Genomic DNA, 20,106 nt, shown 5'->3' on the forward strand with positions numbered 1-20,106 from the left:
TACTTATAAAAGTAGGCTGTTTGAAGGGTTATAAATCTTCGTCAAGCTGAACTTGTTTCAGCTTCTAATATGTTTCAAATTAATAACAAATTAGATCCTTAAATAAATTCAGGATGACGTCTTAATATCTTTTTCAAACAGCCTATTTTTTGTTCTTGCCTTCTACCGCATAGCTAAGTAAACTACTTCGGAGCAAGCTCTGGATGCATTATTTTTGGAAAATATAATTTGAATTCGAGGAAAGCCTCGGAGCATTTAATCTCGATTATCGAGGAAAGTTTCACTATCTTGGTGAACAATCAATTTATAAACTTTAAATATGCTTAGCTACGTATTCATCCCCATCATTATTGTTTTATTTCTGGTTATCCTTTTCAGCGGAATTTTTACTGTTCGCCAACAAAAAGCGGCAATTCTTGAACGATTTGGAAAATTTAAAAGCATTAAAAATTCCGGACTTCATTTAAAGATTCCTGTAATAGATCAAATTGCCGGTAGAATTAATTTAAAAGTACAGCAGCTTGATGTTTTGGTAGAAACCAAAACCAAGGATAATGTATTTGTTAAGCTGAAAATTTCGGTGCAATTCCAGGTAATTAGAACCAATATTTACGATGCTTTTTATAAACTAGAAAGTCCGTCAGATCAGATCACTTCCTATGTTTTTGATGTTGTACGAGCTGAAGTTCCAAAAATGATCTTGGATGATGTTTTTGAACGAAAAGATGATATTGCCATCGCTGTAAATCGTGAACTTAACGAATCTATGCAGGATTATGGTTATGACATCATTAAAACACTTGTAACAGACATTGACCCTGATGAGCAGGTAAAACATGCTATGAACAGGATAAACTCCGCAGAACGCGAGAAAGTGGCTGCAGAATACGAAGGAGAAGCCGAAAGAATACGGATTGTGGCTAAAGCCCGTGCCGAAGCCGAAAGTAAGCGCTTACAGGGACAGGGAATCGCCGATCAAAGAAGGGAAATTGCGCGTGGACTTGAGGAAAGCGTAGATGTTTTGAATAATGTGGGGATAAACTCCCAGGAAGCTTCAGCATTAATTGTGGTGACTCAGCATTATGACACATTGCAAGCTATAGGTGAAGAAACTAACAGTAACCTTATTTTATTACCTAATTCTCCCCAGGCCGGAAGCGATATGCTGAATAATATGGTGGCATCCTTTACTGCTTCCAACCAAATTGGGGAAGCTATGCGCAAGAAAAACGAAGAAATTGAGCAGGAGAAAAAGAATCAGGATGATTCCAAACGGAAATAATTGGTAGTAAAAGCTTGAATAGTATTACTAAAAAAGGTTTGAAGATTTATTTTCTAAATCATACGTCATTCTGAATTTATTTAAGAATCTAACATTTTAGAACTCCGAACAAATTTCGGAGCAAGCTCTGAAACAAGTTCAGGTTGACGGAGATAAAAAATAACCTTCAAACCTTTATAATATATCTATAATAAATGCTTATTTCTTTACTGAAGCAGTTACCTTTTTTAAGCCGGTAATTTTAGTTACAGCTTTAAGAATAAAAGCTTTTTGTAAGATAGACCCAGCAATACTTCCCATAAGAGATAAAGGAGACATGGCGCTTTTAGTACGCTCTATATTTAATTTTATCTCTTCCTGGTCTATCTTGGTTTGAAGTTTCAGAATTTTTAAATCCCGATCTATTTCTTTGAATGAACTATATTCCTTCATAGTGATTAATCGTTAAAAACTTTTCTTGAAACTTTTACCAAAAGAAACTTCTCAATGGGTTTTCTTCCGAAGAATAATATTCCAAGGAATAATAAAAAATAGAATCCGCCTACAATAAAATAACCGGAACTAGGTGTACCAATCGCTTCGCTTATAAGTATAGCCACAGCTACAGAGACCAAAATCAAGGCAAAAATGAAAAAGATACCCAGCAATAAACCCTGAACAAGGCCTATGGCCCCTTTCATGGCTTGTTTAAAGAATTCAAGTTTATAATATTCGGCATTGCTGTGTGCGAATGCCTTCAGATTATAATTTAACTCGTCAATACTTCTGGATAGTTTTTCGAATGCCATAAAATTGATTCTATACTACTGCTTTATTTGGTTTGTCTTTAGAATCTCCACCCTTACCGTCTTTTTGTAATTTGGCATTCTGCTTTCTAAGCTCTTCTAATTTAGTTTCCATAGCAGTAAGAATATCATCTGCTTTATGACTTGCTGAAGAAAGAGTTTCCTCTAAACGTTCTTCAAAATCTACTCGAGCCTGTTTAGCTTTTTCGGTTAGATTAGAAGAAGTCTCAGTATACTTTTTATTCAATCTATCCTGAGCCTTTTTAGACTCATCTTTTAATTTTTTACGCGTTTTTTCACCGCTATCTGGAGCATATAATAAACCTACTCCTGCTCCAATTGCAGCTCCGGTAATTAATGCTAATAGTGTACTTCCTGTATTTGCCATAATAGTTTTTAGTTAAGTTATTACTAAACCCAAAGATACAAGATGGGTTAAGGCTATGCTGTTAATAACCGGTTAATATGTTAAAATGCTTTACTAAAATATTCTTAAAAAGCCACTTAACCAAATGGATTACAGCTTATTTCTTCTTTGCCCAGGAATCTCTTAGCCCAACCGTACGATTAAATATAGGGTTCCCCTCTTTAGATTCTTTATCTACACAGAAATATCCTATGCGTTGAAACTGAAATTTATCCTGAATTCCTGCCGATTTTAAACTTGGTTCAACATAACCTGTTATAACTTCTAATGACTCGGGATTAACAAATTCCATATAATCCTTCTCTTTATCGCCATCTGGATTTTCTACGCTGAATAAACGATCGTAAAGCCTTATTTCAGTCTCTAAAGCGTGTTTTGCAGAAACCCAGTGCAAGGTTCCTTTTACTTTTCGCATAGATTCTTCAGTGCCGCTTCCACTTTTACTTTTAGGATCGTATGTACAATGGATTTCGGTTATATTTCCTTCGGAATCTTTTATTACTTCTTCTCCTTTAATAATATAAGCGTTCTTTAAACGTACTTCTTTCCCAAGCGTTAACCTGAAAAATTTTCTATTCGCACTTTCTTTGAAATCTTCCTTCTCTATATACAGATCTCTTGAAAATGGAATTTTCCTACTACCAGCTGATTCATCTTCCGGGTTGTTTTCTGCATCTAACCACTCTTCTTTTCCTTCTTCATAATTGGTAATTACCAACTTTACAGGATCTAAAACACCCATAACTCTTGGTGCTGTTTTGTTAAGATCTTCCCGGGCGCAAAACTCTAAATGTGCCACGTCTATCATATTCTCCCGTTTTCCAACTCCAATAGAATCGGCAAATTTCCTAATAGAATTAGGGGTATAACCTCTTCGTCTAAGACCGGAAATAGTAGGCATCCTGGGATCGTCCCAGGAATTAACAACGCCTTTCTCCACCAGTTGCATAAGTTTACGTTTACTAACTACTGTATGACTAAGGTTTCTACGCGCAAATTCTCGCTGTTTAGGTTTTAATTCACCTTCTTTACTTACTTTTTCAACGAACCAATTATATAATTCGCGGTGTGGTAGAAATTCCAGTGTACAAAAAGAGTGAGAAATACTTTCAATGAAATCACTCTCCCCGTGAGCCCAATCGTACATTGGGTATATCTTCCAGTTATCTTTGGTGCGGTGGTGACTTTTGTGCAAACAGCGATACATTACAGGATCTCGCATAAGCATATTTGGAGATTCCATATTTATTTTTGCTCGCAAAACGTGTCCACGTTCAGGAGTTTCGCCATTTTTCATTTTTTCAAATAGCTCCAGGTTTTCTTCTACGGAACGTTTTCTATACGGACTTTCTTTTCCGGGTTCGGTAGGCGTTCCTTTTTGCATAGCTATTTCTTCTGAAGTCTGGCTGTCTACATAAGCATCTCCATTTTTAATCATTTCTACAGCCCAGTCGTATAACTGCTGAAAATAATCTGATGCATAGCATTCCTTTTCCCATTTAAATCCGAGCCATAAAACGTCTTCTTTAATGGCATCTACAAACTCCTGCTCTTCCTTTATAGGATTAGTATCGTCAAAACGAAGGTTTACAGGAGCATTATACCTTTCACCCAAACCAAAATTGAGGCAGATAGAAGACGCATGCCCTATATGAAGATATCCATTAGGTTCAGGTGGAAACCTGAATTTTAACTCTTCCTTTTTGTGGGTATTTTGAAGGTCTTCTTCTATAATTTGCTCAATAAAATTGAGCGATTTTCTTTCTTCAGCCATAATTTATTAAAATCAAAAACCTCATAAAAGAGGTTAAAATCAGACATTTATTTTTAAATTCGAGCCAGGCTCAAAATATTCCAAGTTTACGGGGAATAAGCAGCAAAGTTACCAAAAAATAGATCGCCGCGCCCAAGCTTTGGTATACAAGAAATAATATATTTAAATGCAACAGAACTCAAATTCAAATCTCTGAGAAAAATAATAAAATCGAGGGCAATAAATATTGAATTAAACCGCCCACCCACTTATCTTTGTAAACTCCTCGGGGCAAGCTCACGAGGCATTATTGAAATACATTTGATTTCGAGCTTAATGATTAGCGCAGGCTGCGAAACTTATAAATCTCGATTATCGAGTAAAAAATAATCTTTTGGGAAGCATTAAGTTAAAAAACATCAGGGTATTTGCCTATCACGGCTGCCTGGATGAAGAAGGAAAAATAGGAAGCGACTATCGCGTAGATCTTAAAGTGAAAGGTGATTTATCACATTCGGCTAAAACCGATTCCCTGGGAGATACCATAGATTACGTTCATTTAAACAAAATTGTAAAAGAAGAAATGGCAATTCGCTCTAAACTTCTGGAAAACGTGGCCGAACGTATTTTAAAAAGGGTTTTAGATGAAATAATTTTAGTACAAAAAGCGAAGGTGGAAGTTTCAAAAATCAATCCGCCGATTGGTGGGAATGTGGCTATGGTTAGTGTAATTAGAAGTAAATCTCGCTAAATTCATTAAAAAAAAATTATTATTTGTAGTTTACAAAACCTTCCTGAACAGCACCGATTAGTTTTATTTTTTAAACTATAAATTTTTATTACATTTGCCAACCCTTAAAGAAACAGGGCATCGTGGCCGAGTGGCTAGGCAGAGGTCTGCAAAACCTTGTACAGCGGTTCGAATCCGCTCGATGCCTCAAGAAAAGCTCCTTTTTTAAAGGGGCTTTTTTTATGCGTAAAATTCAAGGTTTAGCATTTCAAAATTGACTGGTTTAGCGGTTCTCCCGAAGCCTCGGGACGCTCGATATCTCAAAAACCTTCCAAAGTTTACTGGAGCTTTTTTATATTTTATAATTCAGCTTAAAAATTTATAAATAAAAGCATTCAAGCACTTCTCGCGGAGCTCTGATATACCAGATTTTTCAAAATATTATCAAAACTTTATAGATTTTTCAGTTTGAATCTTCTTTAATGGTATCATTGGGAGAAATTGTTTCCATTTGATTTTGAATACCATTGACCTGGTTAGGAAAAAGGCCCTGAAAAATAAGCATTGCACCAAAAACGATGAGCATTATACTAATCCCCTTTTTCATAAGATAGATTCGGTTTGGGGTTAGTTTTCGGTTTAACTTTTTGGCCAGTAGAATCTTGAAAATATCCAGTATAAGGTAAGTACCCAAAACGCTTCCGAAGAAAACCATAATACGATCCTGTTCCATATCCAGTTTTGGCCCAAAAACGATAATTAATCCAAGCCAGAATCCTAAAACTCCAATATTGATGAAATTTAGCAGAAATCCTTTTACTGCCAAACCCATATAATCACTTTTACTGAGTTTTCTGATCTCGGGGGTATCATCTTCCTGCCGAAGTACTTTTTTGGTCTGTACAAAGCTCATAACGCCGTAAGTGGAGAGAATCATCCCTCCAAAGATAAATAGCGCAGGATCGTCTTTAATGCTTGCGAGTAGCTTGGTGGTACTTAAATAGGCGACAAAAAGGAATACAATATCGGCTACAATAACGCCTAAATCGAATGCAAAAGCTGCTCTAAAACCTTTAATAGCAGCAGTTTCCAGTAACACAAAGAATACCGGACCAAGTAAAAATGCCAAAAAAAGCCCTAAGGGTAGGGCTGCTAATACATCCTGAAACATACAATTGTATTATTTTACAAATGTAGACTTTTTAGTTTTTTCTAATTATTTTTCCGCCAAACAGGGTATTTTGATCTAAGGTTTTAGGGTTTCCATACACATTTACCGTGCCTCCTGCCCTAACCTTTGCCTCTACATTTCCACTAGCCGTAATATCTGCAACGCCACCAGCTTTTATACTTATTTTGGTATTTATTGATTTCAAATTTTTCGCGAAAAATTTCCCACCGGTATTGATGTCTATTTCCTGATCTTCGGTTTTACCTTCTACTTCAATTTCGCCTCCGGTGTTTGAATCTACATAGAGTTTTGTAAGATTTACATCTACAAAAATATCGGCACCTTCTGATGCATTTAAATAAAGAAATTCCTGTTCCAGTATAGAATCAACTTTTATCGAAGCATTTTGGCGTGCATCTATTTTCTCCAGTCTTTTAAACTGAATTGTGATTTGGGTATTATCATTACTAAGAATTTCATCAATACTCATCCTAACCTTTAAAATCCCGTTATCTATCTTGAATTTTACATCAGTTCGGTTCTCACCGGTTATTGTTGCCTTATTTTGGTTCGCTTCCTTTAAAATAACTTCCAGCCCATTATAGACTTTAATCTCATTAAAATCTTCTAAATCCTGGGTAAGTTCCTGAGCGCTTAGCACACAAACACTCATAAAAAATAGTGCAAAAAGATATTTTTTCATCTCTATTTGTTTTAAAAACCTTTACTCTTCATGCTTACCGATAAGCGTAAAATCTAAGTGTCTCTTCACCAAATCGGCATTTTTCACTTTTACGATCACTTCATCTCCTAACTGATAAGACTTTTTGGTTTTTCTGCCTACAATTGCATAATTCTCTCCATCAAAATCATAATGATCGCCTTTTATATCTCGCAGGCGAATCATTCCTTCACATTTATTCTCTACAATTTCTACAAATATTCCGAAATCTGTTACCCCGGAAATCACCCCAACAAACTCTCTATCCTGGTGATCTATCATAAATTTCACCTGCATATACTTTATAGAATCCCTTTCAGCACTAGAAGAAAGACCTTCCATTTCGCTGGAGTGGTGACATTTTTCATCGTATTCCTCTTCTTTTGCTGAAGGTTGACCGTCTAGATAACGCTGCAGTAATCTATGCACCATAACATCTGGATATCTTCTAATTGGTGAAGTAAAATGCGAGTAATAATCGAAAGCTAAGCCATAATGACCAATATTTTCGGTGCCATAATAAGCTTTACTCATCGTTCTAATAGCAAGCGTATCTACTAAATTCTGTTCTTTTTTCCCTTGAACATCCTGAAGCAATTGATTTAAAGAAGAAGAAACAGTTTTCCGGTTTTTAAGGTTTAAACCGTGTCCAAACCTTGAAACCAAACTATTTAAAGAAACAAGTTTTTCTTCGTCGGGTTCATCGTGACAACGATAAATAAAGGTTTTCTTTTCGTCTCTTTTTCCTATGAATTCAGCCACTTTTCGGTTGGCTAATAGCATAAATTCTTCAATAAGTTTATTGGCATCTTTGGCTGTTTTAAAGTAAACACCAACCGGTTCGTTTTCTTCATCTAATTGAAATTTAACTTCAACTTTATCAAAAGAAATCGCACCCTGACGCATTCTGGTAGAACGCATCTTTTTAGCCATTGAATTCATAGTTAAAACAGCATCAACAATTTCATCTTTAGCCGTATAAGCTTTATCCTGAATAGAAATATCTTCAGGAATATCTCCTTTTTCGGTTTCAATTATTTGCTGAGCTTCTTCGTATGCAAACCTGGCGTCAGAATAAGTAACGGTTCTCCCGAACCACTCATTCACCACTTTGGTATTCTTATCTATTTCAAAAACTGCTGAAAAGGTATATTTTTCTTCATTAGGCCTTAAAGAACAGGCATTGTTAGAAAGAACCTCCGGCAACATTGGTACTACACGATCTACTAAATAAACTGAAGTTGCACGCTCATATGCCTCGTCGTCCAGCACTGTACCGGGTTGTAAATAATGCGAAACATCGGCAATATGAATCCCGACTTCTACATTTCCGTTTTCCAGTTTTTGAAAACTTAAAGCATCATCAAAATCCTTCGCATCTGCGGGATCTATGGTAAAAGTTAACACATCGCGCATATCGCGACGTTTCTTTATTTCTTCGGGCTGAATAGAAGTATCTATTTGGTTTGCAAAATCTTCTATTTCCTTCGGAAATTCATGCGGTAAACCATATTGCGCCAGGATAGAATGTATCTCGGTATGATGTTCACCCGGAGTACCTAAAACCTGAATAATTTTACCAAAAGGAGAATCGGCTTTATCTGGCCATTCTTCCAGTTCAACAACTACTTTATCGCCGTCTTTAGCATCGCCCATTTTGTTCTTCTGAACAAAAATATCGGTATACATTTTTGGATCTCCAATAACCACAAAACCAAAATCTTTTTGCATATCCAGAACACCAACAAATTCGGTTCTTTTACGCTTTAAAATTTGGGTTACTTCTCCTTCAGATTTTTTATTTCGCTTACGATTATAGATATAGATCTCTACTTCATCACCGTTAAACGCCGTATTTAGATCCCTGGGAGATATAAAAACATCATCCTCTAATTCATCTACCAACGCATAGGCATAACCTTTAGTGGTCATATCTATAACAGCGCGATAATAATCGTTGCCTTTTCTACTAATTTTAAACTTTCCGCGTTCTTCTTCTTCAATCTGTTTTTTTGCGGCCAACTGTGCTAATTTCTTAATAATATTATTTCTGCTTGTAGCATCATTAACTCCAAGTTTAGCGGCAATTTGCTTATGATTAAAGGATTTTCCAGGTTCCTTTCTAAGGATATCGGTAATACTTTTGGTAAGATCACCCTGGGGTTGGGATTTATTTTTATTCTTTTTACTCATTTCAATATTTAAAGTATAAAATTACGGCTTCTGCATTACATGACATCTATTTGCAATTAAAGTTTTGTTAAGCGCTCTGAAAATTATTCTTTTACAAAATAATTTTACATTTTTTTAACATATTTTCCATACTGGGTAAAAACCCCCGTTTTTTGTTTTTAAATAAAATAAAAATATCCAAATCTTAATTTTTTCTTAATTTTAATTTAAGATTGCTGGATCACTTTCTTGTCATCTTTGCAATATTGATAATCAACTTGCTATGAATAAAGCAAAAAAAATATCGCTCCTCTTCTTTTTAATTTTCCTATTTGGATTAATAGGTTTTATTGCTTCTATAAATCTCTCCTTAAATAAAAAAAGCCAGGTACATATTAAATCGGCCCAGCTTTATATGGAAAAAACCATAAGTACAACAGATTATTCGCTGTACTATTAAAAACACTTTTAAATACTTGAATTTCAATAAATTAAACTTTAATAATTAACTCTTAATAAATTTAAATCTCTCACTTAATTCATTGCCAGACTTTTATATTTTAAGAATTCTAATGTAGAAATCTAAACCTCAAATTTCAATTTTAGAAGATAGCTTTCAATCTTATTAACATTATATATTATTATTCTTTTTTCTTCTTTTTATAAAAATTAAAACTAATGGTTATTATAGCCTGTTAACTTGTAGAACAATTTTTTTAAGCTTTTCTTGGTTTTTAAGTTAGCTTAGTTTTATAACAACTTATTAACATACTTCTAAAGTTCTAAAAGACTGGAAATCTTACTATTTTAATATTTACTTAACAAAAGTTAATAATCTAACCTTAATATAAAATCGGGATAATTAGAAAATAAATAACTGTTCACAACCTGTTTTTATGTGCTGATAACTTTACTAAAAATAGCTGACTTATAATTTGATTTACTCAGCATTATTTTGCTATTGAAATTTAATTTGAATACCGCAAATAAGTTTCTCAGTTTCTCATCAATGCTTATCCACAATGTTATGTCAATACTAAAGCCTTGATTTTTAAGCTTATTTAAAAAGTAATTAACAATTGAAAATAATGCTGTTACTAAGTGGTTTTTTTACCTTTGTGACAGCTAAAAACTTAATTATGAAAATTGCAATAGGAAACGATCACGCCGGTACCGGATACAAGAAAAAGGTAGTTGATTATCTAAAAAACAAGGGAATAGAAGTTATTAACTATGGTACTAATAGTGACGATAGTGTAGATTATCCCGATTTTGTTCACCCGGTAGCCGATGATGTTGAAAACCAAAAAGTAGATTTTGGAATTATTATCTGCGGAAGCGGAAATGGTGCTAATATGACTGCTAATAAACACCAGGGAGTGCGTTCTGCTTTATGTTGGATGGGAGAGATTACTAAACTGGCCCGTGAGCATAATGATGCTAATATATTAAGTATTCCTGCGCGTTTTGTTTCTGAACATCAGGCTGTAGATATGGTAAAAATCTTTTTAGAAACTCCTTTTGAAGGCGGAAGACATCAAAAACGAGTAGATAAAATTCCTGTAGAAAAATAGAATACTATTTTATTATAATTGAGACTGTCTGAAAAGTATAGCTTCGTCAAGCTGAACTTGATTCAGCTTCTAACATGTTTTGAATATAAACAATTTAGATTCTGAAATGAATTCAGAATGACGATTAAAAAATTTTTCAAACAGCCTCTTTCTTTTTATAGTTTTAAACAAATCTTCCTTAGAAAATATGGAAATCCTTATAAAAAATTTCAATGAACTTAGCCTTGAAGAGCTTTACCAAATCTTGCAACTTCGCTCTGAAGTTTTTGTAGTAGAACAGGATTGTGTGTACCAGGATATAGATGGGAAAGATCAAAATGCGCTACACGTTTTGGGAATTAAAGAAGGAAAAGTAATTGCCTACACTCGCTGTTTTGATAAAGGATTCTATTTTGACGAAGCCGCTATCGGCCGTGTTGTGGTTAAAGAATTTGAACGTAAAAATGCTTATGGCCACCTTATTTTAAAAGCTTCTGTAGAAGCTATTAAAGAGCATTTTAAAACCGATAATATCAAGCTTTCCGCCCAACAATATTTAACCGACTTTTACGAAAACCACGGTTTTATGCAAATAGGCGAAGGTTATCTTGAAGATGGGATTCCGCATATTGCAATGGTAAAGTAATTATTGCAAGATTTGTGAATAACGCTGGCTATCATTTAAAATAGATTTAGCCTCTAATATTTCAGGATTATTTTCAACGTAATATTCATATAAACCTTCTTTATAAAAATAGCGTTTAATAATCTCATCGGTTAAAATGCTTACTATTTCGTGTTTCTTTTCATCTAATTCTTTCTTTTTTTGAGCCTCAATTTCAGTTGAAATACTTTTATAATGATCTAAAATATCCTGTTCAAAACCTTCCTGTGAGGCGGTAGCCAAAAGTTCTCCCAGCTCCTTCTCTGTGGCGGTTTTATAATCAAAATTTGAAGTTTTTAAATATGATTTAAAATTATTGAAATCGGCACCAGTGAACTCAAATGCTTCAGGATCGCTTAATTCATTTTTATAATAATATTCCGTAGCAAAATTAAAAATAGCATTTTCGGCAAGTAAGGCGTTGGTAATATTGCTGTACTCAGAAGTTTCCAGTTTTACATCGGGAGAAATTCCGCCGCCATCAAAAACGCTTCGTCCGTTACGGGTTTTAAATTCGTTATAATCTTCTTTATTTGTTTTAATCGCATTTCCTTCTTCATCCCTTTCGGCATAATTTAGCGCCTGTATACACCTTCCGCTAGGCGTATAATAACGGGAAATAGTAATCTTAAGTTGTGTGCCGTATGCTAGCTCTTTAGGACGTTGTACAAGACCTTTACCAAAGCTACGGGCTCCAACTACTACTCCTCTATCTAAATCCTGGATTGCGCCAGCTACAATCTCGCTGGCAGATGCGCTGCGACCATTAACCAAAACCACTAATGGAATTTGGGTATCTACAGGTTCTTTTTGGGTTTGGTAAGCTCTGTTATATTTATCTATAACAGATTTTGTGGTGGTGATTAACTCGCCTTTTGGAAGGAAAATATTACTCACATTTATAGCTTGGGTTAATAGACCGCCCGGATTTCCTCTAAGATCCAGGATAATTTCTTCTGCGCCCTGATTTTTTAAATCTTTAAGCGCCCTAATAGTTTCTGAAGAAGCTTTGGCATTAAATCGGGAAAGTACTATATACCCGGTTTTTTCATCTAAAAGTTCATAAAATGGCACTGCTTTAAGGTTTATAGCGCTCCTGGTAAGCGCTGTAGTTTTTATTTCGCCCTGGCGGCGATATTTAATATTGATTTGAGAATCTGGAGAGCCATTCAGTAATTCTCCAACATCATCGGTATAATCAGCTACTTTTATTCCTTCAATTTCAATAATTTCGTCTCCAGCCTTTAAACCGGCTTCATCGGCGGGATAACCTTTATAAGGTTCCATAATTAGCAAAGCGTCTTCAATAACCTGAACTGTGGCCCCTATTCCACTATATTCACCGGAATTATTAATTCTTGCTGCTTCCACATCCTGCTCGTTCCAGTAGTTGGTATAAGGATCTAAATCTGCCAGCATGGCTTTAATGGCGGTATCCATTAAAGCGGCGGGATTGGTTTCTTCAACATAATTCATGTTGATTTCCTTAAAAAGCGTAGTAAAAATTTCAATTTGTTTGGCGATCTCAAAGAAATCTGATTTAAAACCAAAACTGCTGAATATAAGGGTGGCGCCCAGCGTAACTACCGCAATTTTTTTGGCGAGTTTCTTTTTCATTTTCAATATTTTTAAGTTGATTATATAGAAAGATCAGCCTTGTTTCTTTTCTTCTTCCCTAAATTTCTCCATCACTTTTATCATCGCCTTATTTAGGTCTTCAAGACTAATTTCGTCCCGGGAAATATAGATAAACATTAAGGCGTAAGGTTTTGAAAAGTCGCTGGTTACAAGATACTTATTTTTTCTGAAAGCTTCTCTCATCAAACGTTTAATCCGGTTGCGACCCACGGCTGTTTTTACCAATTTTTTAGGCACAGAAACCCCAGTTTTAAAATTGGTAATTTCGGGGTTGGTTATGGGAAGATAGATAAGTTTTAAAGGATATTTTTTAACCGATTTTCCTTCCTGAAATAAGATATCTATCAGCTTTTTGCTCTTTAGTTTTTCGTCTTTTCCAAAACTTTCATCCATAGTTCAAAAGTAAGGATAGTTTTAATTTCTCTATGAAGAAACGAAGAATTTAAGCAGAAATAAAAAGAATTCAGCGGCTATCTGGCTATAGTTATTTTTCACGTTAACCTGAACTTGTTTCAGGTTCTAAGAGGCTTAGATTCTGAAACAAGTTCAGAATGACGAATCAGGAACTGGTAAAAGCTCTTATAAAAAAGACCTCACAGGTTTTTGAAACCTGTGAGGTCTAAATTCTTATGTTGAAAATTATTATTCCTCTTCTTCTGCTTCAGCAGATTCTTCTGGAGTATAAAGGTTGTTATCTCTATTTACATCGGCCATTAATTGAGATTCGTCTATTTCTATACTTTCAATCTCACTAAGTGGCTTATCTATTTTTAAATCGTAGGTTGGTCGTGCCCAGGCCCAATCGTCTGCTACAGTCCAGTTTTCGTGTTCTGCAGATTTTTCCCAACGCATTATTTGTAACGGGATATAGATCATTTCCTCTTCGCCATTGGTATAACGAACGGTAAGATCTATAGGCATTGGCATTAATTTGTTACGTTGTAAAATTACTTTGGTTGAATTTTCATCAGCTTCAGTAACTTCTTTAATCCCGTAGTCTATAGTGGCAGTAGTACGCGTCCAGTCGTTTAAATACCAGTCTAACTCTGCTCCTGAAACTTTTTCGGCAATTCTTATAAAATCGTTTGGTGTTGGATGTTTAAATTTCCATTCGTCATAGTAACGTTTTAAGGTTTTATCAAGATTATCCTCTCCAATAACATAGCCTAATTGCGCTAAAAATACGGCGCCTTTCGAATAAGCTGATGCTCCATATGCGGCGTTTAAAGCATAACGATCGGCCTGGGTTGTTTGTGGTTGTTCCATCCCAGAGTTTGCTAATCCCATATAGCTACGGTAAGAACCGGTATGCGGATTTTCAGCATAAGTTTCCATTACCTGGTTCATTGCACGGCTGGAAATATAGCTGGTAAAACCTTCGTCCATCCACTCGTGTTTGCTCTCATTTGTTGCCATTAAATGCTGAAACCAGGCGTGTGCAAGTTCATGTGCGGTTACACCTACCAGGCTACCAAAGTTACGTTCTCCGGTAATTAAGGTTAACATGGCATATTCCATTCCGCCATCTCCACCTTGTGCTACGGTATATTGATCCCACGGATACGACCCGATATTTTCATTGAAAAACAACAGTAAATCTTCAGTTTTCTCCTGAAGATTTTTCCAGTTTGCCTTTATTTCATCATTGTCCTTATAGAAAAAGTGAAGTACAGTTCCGTCTTCAGCAGTTATTTTATCGTGAATATATTCAGGATCTGCGGCCCAGGTAAAGTCGTGCACTTTTGGTGCTACAAAATGCCAGGTATGAGTGTCGCCTTCCGCTTCTACTTCTTCATCAGAATAGCCGTGACCAATTTCATCTGGATTTTGAAGATATCCTGAAGCAGCTACGGTATAATCTTTATCAAGGGTAAGTTTTACATCAAAATCTCCCCAAACGCCGTGAAATTCACGACCAATATAAGGTGCTGCGTGCCAGCCTTCAAAATCGTATTCGGCCATTTTAGGAAACCACTGGCTCATAGAAAGCGCTACACCTTCTGAACTATTTCTACCAGAACGCCGAATTTGTTCGGGTACCTGTCCTTTAAATTTCATATTGAAAGTAGCTTTTTCTCCGGGTAAAATTGGTTCGTCCAACTCTACTTCCAGGACAGTACCAACTTCTTCAAAAGAAAGATCCTTACCGTTTTGGTCAAGACTTGAAACTCTTAAATACCCCTGTTGCTCTGGGCTTAATTTTGAAATACGATCTGCTACCCTTCTATCTGCATCTTGTATGGTTAATGACCGCACGTCCATTTCACTTCCAGGCTTAAAAGCGTTGAAATACAAATGATAAAAAACGCGATCTAAAGTATCGGGTGAATTGTTGGTGTACACCAATTCCTGTGTACCAGAATATTGAAAGTTTTCAACATTCATAGCTACCTCCATCTCGTAATCTACGTGTTGTTGCCAGTAGCTGGTATTGTTCTGGGCACTGGCCAGGGAGCTTGCAACAAGGGCCAGACTTAATAATAATTTCTTCATTTAATTGTGGTTTTTATGATCAAAATATTACTCGATAATCGAGATTTAAATGCTCCGAGGCTTGCCTCGAAATAAAAATATTTTTTCCTATTTATGCCTCGTGGCTTGCACAGAGGTAGTTTACTTGAATTCTATTTTGTTTGGGAGGCTAAAATAAGGGCATTATAAAGATTTACCATTTTACCTGAAGTAGATAATTCTTTAAAATTCTGTGTATTGCTTCTGTCGCCGCCTACAATAACATTGGCATTGGTGGTTAAGCCGCTATCCATAATTATCTGTTTAACTTGCGCAGCGCTTAATTTTGGATAAAAAGAACGAATAATTGCCGCTACTCCTGCAACTGCCGGGGAAGCCATAGAAGTCCCCTGCAGGTATTCATATTCATCATTTGGGGTTGTAGACCAGATCTTGGTCCCTGGGGCAAAAACATCAATATTTGTTTTTCCGTAGTTAGAAAAATCGGCAACCAGTTGAGATCCGTAGTCAAAATTAAGTGCACCCACGGTTAAAAAACTATCTGAAATTTCTTGTGGTGCTTCAGGAGTCTGGTCGTTAGGATAAACTGTGTTTTCGTCTAAATTAAGTCCTTCGTTTCCTCCTGCATTTACTATTAAAACATCATTTTTAGCCGCGTATTCAATGGCTTCTGTAACCCACTCAGGATTTGGAGAGAAATACTTTCCAAAACTGGTATTGATCACTTTTGCACCATTGTCTACAGCGTAACGAATTGCCAGGGCGATGTCTTTGTCATATTCATCTCCATCGGGAACCGCACGCAACACCATAATTTCAGCATTATTAGCTACACCGTTTATACCAATATTATTATTTCTTTCTGCGGCGATAATGCCCGCAACGTGGGTACCGTGCTTAAGGTCTTCTTTATCCTGGGAAGGTCCCATAACATTAGCATTACCATAATTGGTATCGGTAATATCGTAAGGATCGTCACCTACGGGTGCACGACCATCTAATTCCAGGTTAAAATGGGTATCTAAACGCCCGGCATAATATTCAATGCCTTCATCCAGCTCTTCCAGTGCTTCAGGAATATTTTCGTTTACATTATTCTGAATTTGCTGTAACATGGCTTTATATTGTGCCAATTGCCCGGTAGCCTCCATTTCATTAAGCTCTTTTTTGGTATAATCTTCTTTACCAAGTTGAGAAGAAACAGCCTGGTGAGCGGCTACCAGTTGTTTTTTGATTTGCTCGTACTGGTTTCTGTTTTGAACAGTTTCTTCATACTCTTTCTCGTACTCTTCTTTGGCTGCCTGGTAGTAAATAAATTCAGCACGATCTGCAGTACTTATAGAACTTGCAGATTTGCCTTCATATTTTGGCTTTAAACGCTTATAAATACGGGTGTATTCCATATTCTCTTCCACAGCATCACCAAGAAAGTTCCAGCCATGCATATCGTCTATATAGCCGTTATTATCATCGTCTTTTCCGTTGCCGGGAATTTCATCGGTATTGGTCCATAGTACGCCATCAAGATCTTCGTGTTCAATATCTACACCGCTGTCAATAACAGCGACAATGGTTTTTTGACCTTTGTTGTTTTTAATTATTTCTGAATAAGCCTTATCAACGCTCATTCCGGGGATAGTATCGTTCACAAGATCGGCCCCGCCCCAGCCTTTGAGTTGGGTTTCAGAAAGATCTGTAATTTTAAGAGGAATAGAATCTATATTGGCAATTGGGGTAGAAACTATTTTTGGGGAGCCACTTCCGCAGGAAGCTAAAATAAGGGCGCTTCCCATTACTAACGCAGGTTTTAAAAAGGGTATTTTCATTTATATTATTGAATTTAATTTATCTAAAAAAATAATTGATTTTATACGGAATTCAACTTAATTGAAAAGTTCATTAAAAGTAAAGGTTTTGTCTAACCTAACTCCTTTTTCGGTGTTTTTTAAGGTGATAATTTCGTTGTGGGCATCGTGCTCCAGGAACAAATAATAACCTTTATCTGCAGCTTGTTTTAAGAACTTTTCTTTTTCGTTTAAAGTTAGTAGTGGCCGGGTATCAAATCCCATCACATATGGTAAAGGAATATGTCCCGCGGTGGGCAACAAATCTGCCATAAAAACAAGGGTTTTATCTTTATATTTAATATGCGGAATCATTTGCTTATCGGTATGTCCATCTACAAACAGCACGCCAAAATCAAATTCCTGAGATTGTATAAAGTTTTTGTTCTCTTTACGATCTAAAAAATGAAGTTGCCCACTATCTTCCATAGGGAGAATATTTTCTTTCAAAAATGAAGCTTTTTCCCTGGCATTTGGTTCTGTAGCCCACTTCCAGTGGTCTTTATTACTCCAGAATTTTGCATTTTTAAAAGCCGGTTCGTAACCGGTGTTGTCTTTATTCCATTTTATAGCACCGCCAACATGGTCAAAATGCAGGTGTGTTAGAAAAACATCGGTAATATCGTCGCGGTGAAATCCGTGCGCTTTAAGTGATTTGTCTAAAGAATGTTCGCCCCAGGGATAGTAATATCCAAAGAATTTATCGCTTTGTTTATCGCCCATTCCGGTATCTATAAGGCTTAGTTTATCGCCATTTTCTATAAGCAGGCAGCGGGCTGCCATATCTATCATATTATTAGAATCGGCGGGATTTGTCCTGCTCCAAAGGCTTTTTGGAACAACACCAAACATAGCGCCACCATCTAATTTAAAATTACCTGATTCTATTGGGTATAATTTCATAATATTCAATTTAGGTTCTGCAAATTACTAAAAGCAAAAAACATGCACTGCTAAAATTGTGTTAGCAGGCATGTTTCAAAAGTTTCAGAATTTAAAATTTATGCTATTCCAAATAAACTATTTTTTCACCTTCAGCTATGGTATCATTGTAATGGAAAGGCCTTTTAATTCCTTCAGTATTAATTATAAAAAATGGCAGAATAGAGTTTTTATCGTTTTTATGCTGTTTTACCCATTCACGAGTAGAAATTTCTTCTTCTACAGTTTGTGTCCTTTCTTCAAAATTACCGTCACTAATTTTTGCTGCCCAGGGTTTTAATTCGGTCTTATTGGCAAAAAGTGAAGTAGCGTTAATTTTATCAAGCATATCCACATCAGTACCGCTCTCGCTAGGAGAGACCAATACAATTTTATTCGGAATATAAAATGCATCGTCTGCAAGTTGTGCAGCCAGGAAGTTTATTTCACTATTGCCGGTAAGTCCGATAAAAGTGCCTTTTTCTATAGCTTTGGCATCTTCCATGGTTTCTTCTTTTAAAATATTGCCATACATACTATTGAAGCCCTGTTTTTTAGCTTCGGCAACCATTTCGCGGTTGGCATCTATAATAATCACATCATCATCTTTTTGCTGAAGTTGCTTCGCCATATATAAACCCAGCGGATTCGCACCTAAAATTATATAACCGCTTCTTGTATCCTGATGTACGAGTTCGTTTCTATTTCTTAGCCAGGTGGTGGTCCAGGTTAAGAAAAGCGGTACTGTAAGTGTGGTAAAAATGGCCATGAAAACAAGAATGGAGAAAATTTCGTTGGTAATAATTCCCATTTGTAACCCAATACCAGCAATTATAATTTCTACAGCGCCACGCCCGTTCATTCCTGTTCCAACGGCAATACCTTCGCGCCAGCCATAACCGCTGGGAAGATAAAAAAGTGCGGTACCAAAAATTTTACCTACCATAGCAACTACTGTAACAACTATGAGCATAAGTAAATCGGTTTGAAATACCTCCAGGGTTACATTAAATCCTGCGGAGACAAAGAAAATTGGTGCCAGAAATCCTATAGAAATATCGTGAAATATATTGTTGATATCTTTAGAAATTTGGCGATTAAAAACGCCATCCCTAATAAATAATCCTGCCATAAAAGCTCCTAAAATACTATGTAAACCGGCCACTTCTGCTAGTTCTGAAAACGCGAGAACAATAATGAGAATTAGCGTAAAATGAAGCGTTCTACTCGTGTAGTTAGATTTTATTAAAAATTTACCTAGTAGTGGTAAAAGATAAATTCCTGCAAGTGCGGTAAAGACAAAGAATAAGATGGCTTTTCCTGCAACCCAAACCAGGCCAAGAGTGTCAATACTACCCGCATCTATGTAACTTACAATCCCTGCAAAAATAACCAGGGCGAGTGTATCAGAAATAAGGGCGCCAGCCATAAGAACATAGGCAATTCTGGTATTGAGGAGCTTCAAATCTACAAGTATCCTGCTTTTTGTTGCGAGCGAGGTGACGGCTACAGCAATGGCTACAAAAATCGCTGCCATTTGTGTACCTCCAAAATAAATTATGGCATAATACCCAAGAGCAAAGGGCACTACAAAACCTCCAATAGCGGCTAAAAGCCCCGGCCAGGAAGCTTTCCCAAGATCCCGAAAATTAATTTCCATCCCTATATAAACCATGAGGAGGATAATTCCAACTTCGGCCAGGACGTTAATCATTTCAGAAGTTTCCATTAATCCAAGGAGGGCCGGACCAATTAAAATTCCTATAATAAGCTCTCCCAGGATAGCTGGATATCCTAATTTTTTTGCGGCTGAGCCACCTAACCATGCACTGAATAAAATAAGTAGGAGGCTAAGGATATTTAATTCTTCCATAAAGAATAATTTGGTGGTTGGAAATACAAAATATCAATATTTTTATGAATTATAGATAATTAATTATGTTAAATGAATTTTATAATTAATTATTAATAAA

17 protein-coding genes and 1 tRNA gene are annotated in these 20,106 nt (G+C 36.0%); 5 read left to right on the forward strand and 13 right to left on the reverse strand.

Annotated elements, in window-relative coordinates:
* The first annotated feature begins 319 nt into the window (after window positions 1–319).
* On the forward strand, window positions 320–1,282 hold the full coding sequence (locus B5488_RS11650) for an SPFH domain-containing protein (protein ID WP_079735422.1): 963 nt from the start codon (window positions 320–322) through the stop codon (window positions 1,280–1,282).
* Window positions 1,283–1,480: 198 nt separating this feature from the next.
* Here B5488_RS11650 and B5488_RS11655 read toward each other — a convergent pair whose 3' ends face one another.
* The 4 genes from B5488_RS11655 to B5488_RS11670 all read right to left on the reverse strand — a co-directional run bounded on the left by B5488_RS11655 (window position 1,481) and on the right by B5488_RS11670 (window position 4,268).
* Window positions 1,481–1,714: a DUF6327 family protein gene (locus B5488_RS11655; RefSeq protein ID WP_079735423.1), complete on the reverse strand. Its 234-nt coding sequence runs from the start codon at window positions 1,712–1,714 to the stop codon at window positions 1,481–1,483.
* A 5-nt stretch (window positions 1,715–1,719) separates the two neighbouring features.
* A complete protein-coding gene (locus tag B5488_RS11660; protein WP_079735424.1) occupies window positions 1,720–2,070 on the reverse strand; it encodes a phage holin family protein in 351 nt (116 codons plus the stop codon).
* Window positions 2,071–2,080: 10 nt separating this feature from the next.
* Window positions 2,081–2,455: a YtxH domain-containing protein gene (locus B5488_RS11665; RefSeq protein ID WP_079735425.1), complete on the reverse strand. Its 375-nt coding sequence runs from the start codon at window positions 2,453–2,455 to the stop codon at window positions 2,081–2,083.
* Between the two features lie 136 nt (window positions 2,456–2,591).
* Window positions 2,592–4,268: a glutamine--tRNA ligase/YqeY domain fusion protein gene (locus B5488_RS11670; protein ID WP_079735426.1), complete on the reverse strand. Its 1,677-nt coding sequence runs from the start codon at window positions 4,266–4,268 to the stop codon at window positions 2,592–2,594.
* Window positions 4,269–4,641: 373 nt separating this feature from the next.
* Here B5488_RS11670 and folB point away from each other — a divergent pair, with 373 nt between their 5' ends.
* Complete coding sequence (folB, locus tag B5488_RS11675; protein WP_075325371.1) at window positions 4,642–4,998, forward strand: dihydroneopterin aldolase; 357 nt, start codon at window positions 4,642–4,644, stop codon at window positions 4,996–4,998.
* 116 nt (window positions 4,999–5,114) lie between these two features.
* Window positions 5,115–5,185 (forward strand) — tRNA-Cys (locus B5488_RS11680).
* A 255-nt stretch (window positions 5,186–5,440) separates the two neighbouring features.
* Here the strand turns inward: B5488_RS11680 and B5488_RS11685 are convergent.
* From B5488_RS11685 to rnr, 3 genes are read right to left on the reverse strand one after another with little or no spacing between them, the layout of a single operon-like run.
* Window positions 5,441–6,148, reverse strand: coding sequence for a LysE family translocator (locus B5488_RS11685; protein WP_079735427.1), 708 nt, complete (start codon window positions 6,146–6,148; stop codon window positions 5,441–5,443).
* Between the two features lie 31 nt (window positions 6,149–6,179).
* Window positions 6,180–6,851: a head GIN domain-containing protein gene (locus B5488_RS11690; protein WP_079735428.1), complete on the reverse strand. Its 672-nt coding sequence runs from the start codon at window positions 6,849–6,851 to the stop codon at window positions 6,180–6,182.
* 21 nt (window positions 6,852–6,872) lie between these two features.
* Window positions 6,873–9,062, reverse strand: a complete 2,190-nt coding sequence (gene rnr / locus B5488_RS11695; RefSeq protein ID WP_079735429.1) for a ribonuclease R — start codon at window positions 9,060–9,062, stop codon at window positions 6,873–6,875.
* Window positions 9,063–10,180: 1,118 nt separating this feature from the next.
* On the opposite strand from rnr, the gene rpiB reads away from it, so the two are divergent.
* Window positions 10,181–10,615 carry a ribose 5-phosphate isomerase B gene (gene rpiB / locus B5488_RS11700; protein ID WP_079736600.1) on the forward strand — a complete coding sequence of 145 codons (435 nt, stop codon included), beginning with the start codon at window positions 10,181–10,183 and terminating at the stop codon, window positions 10,613–10,615.
* Between the two features lie 187 nt (window positions 10,616–10,802).
* Window positions 10,803–11,240 carry a GNAT family N-acetyltransferase gene (locus B5488_RS11705; protein WP_079735430.1) on the forward strand — a complete coding sequence of 146 codons (438 nt, stop codon included), beginning with the start codon at window positions 10,803–10,805 and terminating at the stop codon, window positions 11,238–11,240.
* Here B5488_RS11705 and B5488_RS11710 read toward each other — a convergent pair whose 3' ends face one another.
* From B5488_RS11710 to B5488_RS11735, 6 genes are all read right to left on the reverse strand, one after another.
* Entirely contained in the window at window positions 11,241–12,875 is a 1,635-nt protein-coding gene (locus B5488_RS11710) for a S41 family peptidase (RefSeq protein ID WP_079735431.1), read from the reverse strand.
* 33 nt (window positions 12,876–12,908) lie between these two features.
* Entirely contained in the window at window positions 12,909–13,289 is a 381-nt protein-coding gene (rnpA, locus tag B5488_RS11715) for a ribonuclease P protein component (RefSeq protein ID WP_079735432.1), read from the reverse strand.
* A 249-nt stretch (window positions 13,290–13,538) separates the two neighbouring features.
* Entirely contained in the window at window positions 13,539–15,389 is a 1,851-nt protein-coding gene (locus tag B5488_RS11720; RefSeq protein WP_079735433.1) for a M1 family metallopeptidase, read from the reverse strand.
* Window positions 15,390–15,520: 131 nt separating this feature from the next.
* Window positions 15,521–17,194, reverse strand: coding sequence for a S8 family peptidase (locus B5488_RS11725; RefSeq protein ID WP_079735434.1), 1,674 nt, complete (start codon window positions 17,192–17,194; stop codon window positions 15,521–15,523).
* Between the two features lie 57 nt (window positions 17,195–17,251).
* Entirely contained in the window at window positions 17,252–18,115 is an 864-nt protein-coding gene (locus B5488_RS11730) for an MBL fold metallo-hydrolase (RefSeq protein ID WP_079735435.1), read from the reverse strand.
* Between the two features lie 103 nt (window positions 18,116–18,218).
* Complete coding sequence (locus B5488_RS11735) at window positions 18,219–20,006, reverse strand: cation:proton antiporter (RefSeq protein WP_079735436.1); 1,788 nt, start codon at window positions 20,004–20,006, stop codon at window positions 18,219–18,221.
* Between the last annotated feature and the right edge of the window lie 100 nt (window positions 20,007–20,106).

The organism is Salegentibacter salegens (assembly GCF_900142975.1).
Lineage (GTDB): Bacteria > Bacteroidota > Bacteroidia > Flavobacteriales > Flavobacteriaceae > Salegentibacter > Salegentibacter salegens.

Coding starts and splice junctions, on each gene's coding strand:
- B5488_RS11650 (WP_079735422.1), top strand. CDS start 320: ATGCTTAGCTACGTATTCATCCCCATCATTATTGTTTTATTTCTGGTT.
- B5488_RS11655 (WP_079735423.1), bottom strand. CDS start 1,714: ATGAAGGAATATAGTTCATTCAAAGAAATAGATCGGGATTTAAAAATT.
- B5488_RS11660 (WP_079735424.1), bottom strand. CDS start 2,070: ATGGCATTCGAAAAACTATCCAGAAGTATTGACGAGTTAAATTATAAT.
- B5488_RS11665 (WP_079735425.1), bottom strand. CDS start 2,455: ATGGCAAATACAGGAAGTACACTATTAGCATTAATTACCGGAGCTGCA.
- B5488_RS11670 (WP_079735426.1), bottom strand. CDS start 4,268: ATGGCTGAAGAAAGAAAATCGCTCAATTTTATTGAGCAAATTATAGAA.
- B5488_RS11685 (WP_079735427.1), bottom strand. CDS start 6,148: ATGTTTCAGGATGTATTAGCAGCCCTACCCTTAGGGCTTTTTTTGGCA.
- B5488_RS11690 (WP_079735428.1), bottom strand. CDS start 6,851: ATGAAAAAATATCTTTTTGCACTATTTTTTATGAGTGTTTGTGTGCTA.
- rnr (WP_079735429.1), bottom strand. CDS start 9,062: ATGAGTAAAAAGAATAAAAATAAATCCCAACCCCAGGGTGATCTTACC.
- rpiB (WP_079736600.1), top strand. CDS start 10,181: ATGAAAATTGCAATAGGAAACGATCACGCCGGTACCGGATACAAGAAA.
- B5488_RS11705 (WP_079735430.1), top strand. CDS start 10,803: ATGGAAATCCTTATAAAAAATTTCAATGAACTTAGCCTTGAAGAGCTT.
- B5488_RS11710 (WP_079735431.1), bottom strand. CDS start 12,875: ATGAAAAAGAAACTCGCCAAAAAAATTGCGGTAGTTACGCTGGGCGCC.
- rnpA (WP_079735432.1), bottom strand. CDS start 13,289: ATGGATGAAAGTTTTGGAAAAGACGAAAAACTAAAGAGCAAAAAGCTG.
- B5488_RS11720 (WP_079735433.1), bottom strand. CDS start 15,389: ATGAAGAAATTATTATTAAGTCTGGCCCTTGTTGCAAGCTCCCTGGCC.
- B5488_RS11725 (WP_079735434.1), bottom strand. CDS start 17,194: ATGAAAATACCCTTTTTAAAACCTGCGTTAGTAATGGGAAGCGCCCTT.
- B5488_RS11730 (WP_079735435.1), bottom strand. CDS start 18,115: ATGAAATTATACCCAATAGAATCAGGTAATTTTAAATTAGATGGTGGC.
- B5488_RS11735 (WP_079735436.1), bottom strand. CDS start 20,006: ATGGAAGAATTAAATATCCTTAGCCTCCTACTTATTTTATTCAGTGCA.